The 6,000-nt window shown below is 66.2% G+C and carries 5 protein-coding genes; 2 read left to right on the forward strand and 3 right to left on the reverse strand.

Translation table 11 applies throughout. The annotated features are described in order from the left end of the window. Positions 1–510: 510 nt before the first annotated feature. From ETD85_RS19610 to ETD85_RS64690, 3 genes are all read right to left on the reverse strand, one after another. Entirely contained in the window at positions 511–1,122 is a 612-nt protein-coding gene (locus ETD85_RS19610; RefSeq protein WP_138691187.1) for a hypothetical protein, read from the reverse strand. 806 nt (positions 1,123–1,928) lie between these two features. Then, entirely contained in the window at positions 1,929–2,303 is a 375-nt protein-coding gene (locus tag ETD85_RS19615) for a hypothetical protein (protein ID WP_138691188.1), read from the reverse strand. 611 nt (positions 2,304–2,914) lie between these two features. Next, entirely contained in the window at positions 2,915–3,391 is a 477-nt protein-coding gene (locus ETD85_RS64690) for a hypothetical protein (RefSeq protein ID WP_206058410.1), read from the reverse strand. A gap of 209 nt (positions 3,392–3,600) precedes the next feature. Here ETD85_RS64690 and ETD85_RS19625 point away from each other — a divergent pair, with 209 nt between their 5' ends. Together ETD85_RS19625 and ETD85_RS19630 are read left to right on the forward strand one after the other, a co-directional pair. Continuing rightward, positions 3,601–4,740, forward strand: coding sequence for a hypothetical protein (locus tag ETD85_RS19625; RefSeq protein ID WP_170246749.1), 1,140 nt, complete (start codon positions 3,601–3,603; stop codon positions 4,738–4,740). Between the two features lie 354 nt (positions 4,741–5,094). Next, positions 5,095–5,910: a hypothetical protein gene (locus ETD85_RS19630; protein WP_138691189.1), complete on the forward strand. Its 816-nt coding sequence runs from the start codon at positions 5,095–5,097 to the stop codon at positions 5,908–5,910. Positions 5,911–6,000: the final 90 nt, after the last annotated feature.

Genomic DNA, 6,000 nt, shown 5'->3' on the forward strand with positions numbered 1-6,000 from the left:
GCGGTCCTCGCTCCGCTCGGGCGTTCTTCCTGGGGCGGGCCTTCGGCCCGCACAAAGGGCTTCGCCCGGGGCGCTTCGCGCATAGAGAGCTCAGGCGCTCTCATTCAGGCGCCTTCGGCGCACCCCGCGCCTTCGGCGCCACCGGGCCCACGGCGCCATTGGGCCTACGGTGCCATCGGGCCCGGCCGTTGCCTGGTTACCGGGTCGGCTGGCGGAAGCCCATCGCGATGCCTCGTCAGTTCAGCAAGATGCGGAACTGACAAGGGTGGAACGGCCGATCAGGCGGGGATCGATGACACGTTCGGCACGCTGCTCAACCCCGCCGGCAACCTGATGCTCCACGAGTACGCCTACGCCCCAAGCTCCGGGAACAGTCCTGAGTAGCAAGCACCCCACCCCTCCATGGTGGATTCGCGGGCGGGGCGCTGGTGGGCCTGTGATGGCCGCAGAGCGATCAGTGTTCCGTGTTTGTCGTGTTCGCAGCGAAGTGGTCATGACATCGGCGTTCGCCTACTCCGCCACCGTGATCATCAAGTACTGATCGAGGGCTGAGACGAGCCGGTCGGCCAGGGCAGGGGTAGTGGCCGTCGCCCAGTGCCGGGCGAGGCCGAGGAACTCGGTGAGGTGCTGTTGGGCTGTGGCGAGCAGGCTGGTGAGTTCACTGCGAGTGATCTCGATGGGGGAGGACGGAGGGGTCGCGTCAACGTCTTGCCGGAGCTGGATGATGTGACCCGCATGCGTGAGGTGTGGCATGGGGTCGTGGCCGAGCCAAATTTCCTGCCCGCGAGCCACGCTCCACCAGTCCCGCCAGTTCTCCAAGCCGCAGCAGCAACCGGGCGAGACGCTGACGCCTGTGGTGGTGTCGCGGAAGCGTAGCCCGCCCGGCGCGATCAGACGTCCTGCTTCGGCGAGACGCTGCTCCAAGTGGGCCTCGGTCAGGTCGGCGGCGTGGGTGACGGGGATGCTGTTGTAGCTGAAGATGATGGCCATGGCCGTCCCTACTTCGGCGGGGGACAGCCGACCGGAGAGAGCCAGAAGGCGGTCGCTCGACGGCTCTGCGATCGGCCAGGCCGTGAACTCCACCGCGTCGTAGGTTTCCAGGACGACGTCAACGATGACCATGGCCGTCAGTATCCAGCCATACGGGGGCGTGCGGTGGCTGTCTGACGGTGGTGTCTTGGAGGGGGACTTATGAGGCTTCATGGAGCCAGAACTCCATGAGTCCGATCCTCGGGTGATCCAGTGGTCTTTGTCCTTGGTCACGTCCGTGCTGGACGGTTGTTGACCGTGCTGCGGCTCTGTTGCGGGTCCGGCCGGAGGCGCCTGCGTACATGGCGTAGTCGTCGGCAAGTTCGATGGCATCCGGCAGCGGCCCACCGCCGTCAATTCTCCCGGGCCGTGAACAGGCGTCCACATGCCCACCCATTGGACGCTCCGTCGCATTGACGTACACCGAGGCAGGGACGCTCTTCTGTCGTGTACACCAGGAATTCTTCCACTGAAGGAGATATCAAGATGATGGCATACCGCTGGCGATGAAATTTCCGGATCGGATGGCCTCAATGGATATGAAGGTGAATTGCGGAGGCCGATTTCATATTTGTGACAGCATCACCCGGCATCGAAAAGCAGTCGAAAGGCTCCTGCTGGAAGAGCGACGAGATCGTGGGCATGACTCGGATCCTCTGGCGTCCCAAGGCGCAGGGTCGTACGTCGCGTACCCCTCCACGGCGCAACGGCCGACCCTGCGCTGACAATCCCCTGACGCATCCACCTTCGTATGTGCCGGTCGCCGAACACGAACAAGCCCCCGACTTCCATGGGCCGGAGGCTTCTGTACCTACCGCCGAGCCGAAGAGAGAACCGGCCCTGTTCGTCGGCATCGGGCACCCGGACGGGACGTTGAGCCGACTACGCTGGTTGAGCGCTCAGCAGCTCTTGGTCTTCTGGTAGGGCTCCCGGTCCTGGGTCGTCACGATGGACTCATAGATCTTCTTCCCCTTGGAGATCTTGCGGCAGTCCGAGTCGCGGGCCCACGACCACGCCACCTTGACGTTCACGGCGTTCTTGCAGTTGTTAGTAAGCCTTACGGTGGTCTTGACCATCACCTCGTTGAGGCTGTTCCGCTTGCCCGTGTACTCGCGGTACACGTAGCGGTCGACGCAGGACGGGGCGTTACCGGCGGCCCGGGCGGTGCCGGCAGCCTGGGCAATGCCGAAAGTGCTGGCAGTGGCGGCCTGGGCCGGGACGGCGAATCCGGCCACCAGGGCCGCGCCCGCGAAAGTCATACTCAGAAAACGCATATGAGGTCTCCAATTTCTGTGGTGCCGAGATGAGTGACGTTGTGACGTTGTGCTTCGGACGACCATGAGAATGGTCTCGCCGTTGAAACGGGTATCGAGTTACTCCGAGGGTCGCTTCCATTGCTGTTCTAGCGGATGGCGGTATGCCGCGGGTATGTTGCGCTTCGTACGTCCTGCTCGCGCTTCGCGCATCGGCGGAAACACCGGGGCAAACGCCCGGGCAGGAAGGCGCGACAGGGAAGACGGGGTGACAGCACGTGTCACGGGGACGCGTGCAATGTGGGCGTTGGAATCCGGGGCACGGGCGGCGGTACGGCTGAGCCGTGTCCGGTGGAGTCAACCCTGGTGGGGCGGCGCGTCAGGCTCGGCAGCGAGACCAACGCCCGCGGTGCGCATGCGGGTAGCGGTGATGGTCCGGCGGCTCGGGGTCGTGCGACGCCGTCTCGCGTAGCCTGATCGTCTTCCGTGCATCACGCGGTTGAGCAATGGCGCTGGCTCGCTTGAATGTCCCTACGGCCACTTCTCCTCGACGCCAGAGCCAGCCGGCCCCCTCGAACCCCTGAGCTCTGCTTCCTGCCGAGCTCGATCTGATCTCGCCGTCCTCGGCTTCCTCAGCTGATCTGGCCCCGCGTGCCTGGCTCGTCGCGGCTCCAGATCTGAGTGCATCGCGGGAGGTCTTCGATGCCGCCGCCTTCCGGGATCATGCCCCAGAGGAAGGGGATCAGATACTGGGGCGGCTCTCCCAAGAAGTCCGTCAGCTCGCCCTCGGAGACGGTGAGGGTGAATGTCGAGCCCGGCTTCCGCGAATCCCATCCCTGCTCGACGGCCCGTCGGATGCATCTGCCGGCGAGGACGGGACGGATCACGATCGTTCGCTTTCCGTCCCAGTTGTCCGGTCGGGCGCAGGGGAGGGAGACGACGAGGACACTTCCCGGCTGCTCGGCTCGCTCGACGGCGAAGGTGAGAGGGGTCCAGCCCTTGTCCCGGCTGTAGGTGGGTCTGCGGCTGACCCGCCAGCGGTAGACGGTGTCGTCGACGGTGATGAGTCGCGAGCCCTTTTTCGGCATTGCCACGGTTGCTGCCTCCAAGGCTCTGCTGCTGGTGCCGCGGGACGCCCGTCAGCGTAGCCGCTGGTCTTCACTCCTCATCGGTGCAAGCGGGCGCTCGTCGCGTATCGACCGGATTGGGCAGTTTGGTCACCCTTCACGATCAGTTCACTCATCTGTCAGACATCCGCATTTGATCGGTATAGCGTCAGATTTCGGTCTGTTCCTTAACCGAAGACAGGTACTGCAGCATGCGCAACATCTTGACGCTAGCCCTCGCCGCCACCACGACATTCGGCCTGCTCTCCGCCCCCGCGACGGCCGCCCCCTCCGACCGCCCGCAGCCGTTCCCCACCGAGATCAACGGGGGCGCCTGGGCCGAGGGGCACGTCCAGGGCATCGCCATTGACCAGCGCAAGGGGTACATGTACTTCTCCTTCACCAACGTCCTCGTCAAGACCGACCTCAAGGGCAATCCGGTCGGGTCGGTGTCCGGCTTCACGGGCCATCTCGGCGACATGGACTTCAACACCAAGGACGGCCGGCTGTACGGCTCCCTGGAGTACAAGGAGCAGGAGTCCTTCTACATCGCCATCTTTGACGTCGACCGCATCACCAGCATGAACATGGACGCCCAGACCACCGACGTGGTCAAGACGGTGTACCTCAAGGAGGTCGTGGCCGACTACGCCGCGGACATGAACGGCGACGGCAAGTTCGACGGCAACATCGCCGACACCGCCGACCACCGGTACGGCTGCAGCGGCATCGACGGCGTGTCCTTCGGCCCCGAGTTCGGCAAGAAGCACGGCAAGCAGAAGCTGACCGTGGCGTACGGCATCTACTCCAACCTCACCCGGACCGACAACGACTACCAGGTCCTCCTTCAGTACGACATCGAGCAGTGGAAGAAGTACGAGAAGCCGCTGACCGAGAGCGCCCCGCACACCAGCGGCCCGGAGCGGGTGGACGGGAAGTACTTCGCCTACACCGGCAACACCACCTACGGCGTGCAGAACCTCCAGTACGACGACCACACCGGCAACTGGATGATGGCCGTCTACAAGGGCAAGAAGCCGCAGTTCCCCAACTACTCCTTCTTCATGGTCGAAGCCGGCACGCGGCCCAAGACGGGTGAGCTCGTCGGCCAGCCCGCGCCCGAGCAGGGCAAGCTGCTCACCCTGGCACCCGGTGGCCTCCAGCACGAGGCCACGGGCGTCAGGGGCTGGGAGTTCACCGGCGAGTACGGCCTGATCTCACTCGGCGGCGGCCGCTACTACGTCTCCAAGGCCGGGACGATCACCGAGAACGGCGTCACCAAGCACACCGGCGCCGCGCAGCTCTACCGCTGGACCGGCCAGGTGCCGACCCCGTTCGAGAAGATCGGCTGAGAGCGCGCGACCGGCACCGGCCGCCCAGGACCCTGCGCCCTGGGCGGCCGGTGCGGGACAGGCGGCTGGGCCCAGGGGCGGAGGGCGGCGGCAGAGGCGGGCGGCCACCCGGCGGCGGCAGAGGCAGGCAGCCACTCGGCAGGCAGCCACTCGGCGGGCCGGCCCGCGCCGCTGAGCCCTCGTCCGATTTCCGGAGCGATCACCCGGCGACCCTCCATCGCCGATGCCGAGCCGGGGGATGAACCACCGCCCGGAGCGGTCCGCCCTGCCAGCGGACGGTCAGTAAGGGCTGTTAGGGTCGTTCCTCATCTCTTGAACGAGTAAAGAAACCTGCATGGGAGGGTCATGCGGACCATGAGGAAGATCGCCGTCGTTGCGTCCGTGGTGGCCGGAGCGGCAGCTCCGATGGCGGCCGTGGCCCCGTCGGCCAGCGCTCAGACGGCTCCGGCCTGGGTCGCCTACCACAACCTCAGCGCCTCCGACAGCGTGGCGCGGGTGAAGCAGCTCAAGGCTCAGGGGTTCCGGCCGATCACGGTGAACGTCTCCGACGGCGAGCGGTACGCCGCCGTCTGGGTCAAGGACGGCTCGGCGGCCGAGTGGGGCATCTGGCAGGGCATGTCGCCCGCCGAGTTCCAGCAGCGGTTCGACGCGGCGCTGAAGGAGGGGGCACAGCCGATCTCCGTCTCCGCCACCGGCTCGGGCAGCTCGGTCGTGTTCACCGCCATCTTCCAGAAGAAGGGCGGGCGCTTCGTCACCAAGTCGAACCTCACGTCCGCCCAGTTCGGCGCCCTCAACAAGGAGGCCGCGTCCAAGGGTCTCGCGCTGGCCTCCATCGACGCGTACGGCGATCCCGGTGACGTCCGCTACGTGGCCACGTGGACGGCGAACACCGGCGGGGCCTGGTACTACTCCTACGGCAAGTCCCGCGAGGCGCACGAGGACTACTTCTACGCCAAGAAGAAGCAGGGCTTCCGGCCGGTGGGGGTGGCCGTGGCGCCTGACGGCACGTACTCGGCCATCTGGCGCAAGGACGGGGTCAACTCCTGGGCCCACTACATCGACATGTCCAGCTCCGGCTACCAGAAGCGATTCGACGACCTCAAGGGCAAGGGCCTGGCCCCCGTCCAGGTGAACGCCGAGAACGGCAGGTACGCCGCGATCTGGCAGTAGGCCGGCAGCAGGGCAGCAGGGCAGCAGGGCAACGGCGTAACCGGGGGCGGTCGCCACCGCCGCGCCCACCCCCGGCCGCGGGGCCCCCGC

The organism is Nonomuraea zeae, assembly GCF_005889725.1.
Lineage (GTDB): Bacteria > Actinomycetota > Actinomycetes > Streptosporangiales > Streptosporangiaceae > Nonomuraea > Nonomuraea zeae.

Excerpts from the sequence above, each read along its gene's own strand:
- ETD85_RS19625 (WP_170246749.1), top strand. The coding sequence starts at position 3,601 with ATGCGCAACATCTTGACGCTAGCCCTCGCCGCCACCACGACATTCGGC.
- ETD85_RS19630 (WP_138691189.1), top strand. The coding sequence starts at position 5,095 with ATGAGGAAGATCGCCGTCGTTGCGTCCGTGGTGGCCGGAGCGGCAGCT.
- ETD85_RS19610 (WP_138691187.1), bottom strand. The coding sequence starts at position 1,122 with ATGGTCATCGTTGACGTCGTCCTGGAAACCTACGACGCGGTGGAGTTC.
- ETD85_RS19615 (WP_138691188.1), bottom strand. The coding sequence starts at position 2,303 with ATGCGTTTTCTGAGTATGACTTTCGCGGGCGCGGCCCTGGTGGCCGGA.